This window comes from Mesorhizobium sp. M7A.F.Ca.CA.002.05.1.1 (genome assembly GCF_003998335.1).
Classification (GTDB): domain Bacteria; phylum Pseudomonadota; class Alphaproteobacteria; order Rhizobiales; family Rhizobiaceae; genus Mesorhizobium.
In genome coordinates this window covers 1-2558 of record NZ_RZQI01000843.1, presented here as the reverse complement: position 1 = coordinate 2558, position 2558 = coordinate 1, and the positions used below count along the sequence as shown (strand labels likewise).

Annotated in this window: 2 protein-coding genes and 1 pseudogene; 1 reads left to right on the top strand and 2 read right to left on the bottom strand. The window is 62.3% G+C overall.

The window, feature by feature from the left end:
• Together EN939_RS29340 and EN939_RS29335 are read right to left on the bottom strand one after the other, a co-directional pair.
• Window positions 1–365, bottom strand: a pseudogene (locus EN939_RS29340) (ABC transporter permease); the annotation flags it as partial.
• A 159-nt stretch (window positions 366–524) separates the two neighbouring features.
• Window positions 525–1502, bottom strand: coding sequence for a sugar ABC transporter substrate-binding protein (locus tag EN939_RS29335; RefSeq protein WP_372958880.1), 978 nt, complete (start codon window positions 1500–1502; stop codon window positions 525–527).
• Window positions 1503–1768: 266 nt separating this feature from the next.
• On the opposite strand from EN939_RS29335, the gene EN939_RS29330 reads away from it, so the two are divergent.
• On the top strand, window positions 1769–2558 hold a 790-nt coding region (locus EN939_RS29330), incomplete at its 3' end, for an ROK family transcriptional regulator (protein WP_164751319.1).

Genomic DNA, 2558 nt, shown 5'->3' with positions numbered 1-2558 from the left:
AGCGCGCTCGGCATACCGTAGCTGACCGCGCAATTGCCCATGATCACCGCTGAAATCACCATGATCACGCCAATCGACAGGTCGATGCCCGCGGTCAGGATGACCAGCGTCTGCGCAGCACCCAGAATGCCGATAATGGCGATCTGCTGCAGGATAAGCGTCAGCGTGTAGGACGAAAAGAACCGCCCACCGATGGTGATGCCGAAAACGATGATCGCCAGAACCAGGACGATCAGCGGCACTGCGGCCGGCGTCGAATGCAGGAAATGCTGGATGCGCTTGACGGCCGATTTGTGCTCGTCGAAAGCGGCAACGCTTGTGTCGCTGCTCGAAAGAACTTTCTCGAATTCCTGAGCTTGAGCCATGTTTTCTCCCCGAAGGCTTCAGCCAAACGCCGACGCCAGTCCACGCCTTTCCGGTCTGTCGCCGGGATTGTTCGCGGTCACGCGAGCCATCGTCCACCCGAAGCGGCCGGGGATCAAGCCCCAGCCGCCCAGGTTCGGTAGATGCCTGTCAGACCGGCATCAGCCCCAGCATTTGGCGAGGCCTTCCTTGGTGTCGATGGACTTCACGCCGGTGGCCGGCTTGTCGGTCACCAGGTTGACGCCGGTATCGAAGAAGTCCTTGCCTTCGGTCGGCTTCGGCTTGGTTCCGTCCTTGGCGAAAGCAGCGATCGCCTCGATGCCGAGTGCTGCCATCTGCAACGGATATTGCTGCGACGTCGCGCCGATGACACCTTCGGCCACCGACTTCACGCCGGGGCAGCCGCCGTCGACGGAAACGATCAACACCTGGCTTTCGAGGCCGACAGCCTTGAGCGCCTGGTAGGCGCCGACAGCGGCAGGCTCGTTGATGGTGTGGATGACGTTGATGGTGTTGTCCTTCTGCAGGAGGTTCTCCATCGCCTTGCGGCCGCCCTCTTCGTTGCCGTTGGTGACGTCGTGGCCGACGATGCGGGGATCGTCCTCATCGCCGATCTTGTTGGGATCCTTCACGTCGATGCCGTAGCCCATCATGAAGCCCTGATCACGCAGCACGTCGACAGTCGGCTGCGAAGGCGTCAGGTCGAGGAAGCCGATCTTGGCGTCCTTGGCCTTGTCGCCGAGCGTGGCGGCTGCCCAGGCACCGATCAGCTTGCCGGCTTCGAGATTGTCCGTCGCAAAGGTCGCGTCGGCGGCGTCGATCGGATCGAGCGGCGTGTCGAGCGCGATCACCAGCAGGCCGGCGTCACGCGCCTTCTTCACGGTCGGCACGATGCCCTTGGTGTCGGATGCAGTGATCAGGATACCCTTGGCGCCGTCGGCGATGCAGCTCTCGATGGCCGCGACCTGGCTCTCGCTGTCGCCGTCGATCTTGCCGGCATAGGTCTTGAGGTCGACGCCGAGTTCCTTGGCCTTCGCGGTCGCGCCTTCCTTCATCTTGACGAAGAAGGGATTGGTGTCGGTCTTGGTGATCAGGCAGGCACCGACACCAGCCGCGGATGCGGACGACGCAAACGCCATCAGCCCCAGAGCCGCGGCGGCAAACACGGTCGATTTCAACAGTTTTGTATTGGTCACGATTTCCTCCCAGTGGATCCATCCGGATGCCGGCCAACCGGCACCTGCAGCGCGTCCAACGAAATTCTCCCAGCGTGGACGCTGCCTCAACAGACACCAGCACGAAGCCTCTGTCAATAATTAAATCACTCTTATTTATTATTGACAGCCTTGCTTCGTTCACCCATTCTGGCCCAAAAGCATTGAGGGGAAACGACGGGAGGAACAGGGTGGAAACGGCCATTGCGAGGCACGGTTCGCCCGAGGTGAATGACAGTCTCATTCACCGCGGCACCAACCAGAGCGGCATGCGCGACCACAATGAGCGGTTGGTGCTGTCGCTGGTGCGCCAGCACGGCAGCCTGGCAAAATCCGACATCGCCCGCATGACCGGCCTTTCGGCGCAGACGGTTTCGGTCATCATGCGCGAGTTGGAGGAAGAAAGCCTCCTGCTGCGCCAGGCGCCGTTGCGCGGCAAGATCGGCCAGCCTTCCATTCCGATGGCGCTCAATCCCGAAGGCGCTTTCTTCATTGGGCTGAAGATCGGCCGCCGCAGCGCCGAACTGGTGTTGATAGATTTCCTTGGCCATGTCCGTTCGATGCTGCAGCATTCCTATCGCTACCCGGCGCCGCGCGAGACGGTGGACTTCGTCAGCAACGGCATGCGGCAGATGCGCGGTGCGCTGACGCCCGCGCAAGACAAGCGCATCGCCGGGCTCGGCATCGCCATGCCGTTCGAATTGTGGAACTGGGCCGATACCGCCGGCGCCCCCCGCGACGTGATGGACGAATGGCGTCACCGCGACATCCGGGCCGACATCCAGGCGCAATGCGATTTTCCGGTCTATTTGCAGAACGATGCCACGTCGGCCTGCGGCGCCGAGCTCGTCTTCGGCCAGGCGGGCGCTGCGCGCGACTTCGTCTATTTTTATATCGGCGCCTTTGCCGGCGGCGGCATTGTGCTGAACGGCCGGCTTTTTGGCGGCCCGACCGGCAATGCCGGAGCGCTCGGCTCCATGC

Coding starts and splice junctions, on each gene's coding strand:
- EN939_RS29335 (WP_372958880.1), bottom strand. CDS start 1,502: ATGGCGTTTGCGTCGTCCGCATCCGCGGCTGGTGTCGGTGCCTGCCTG.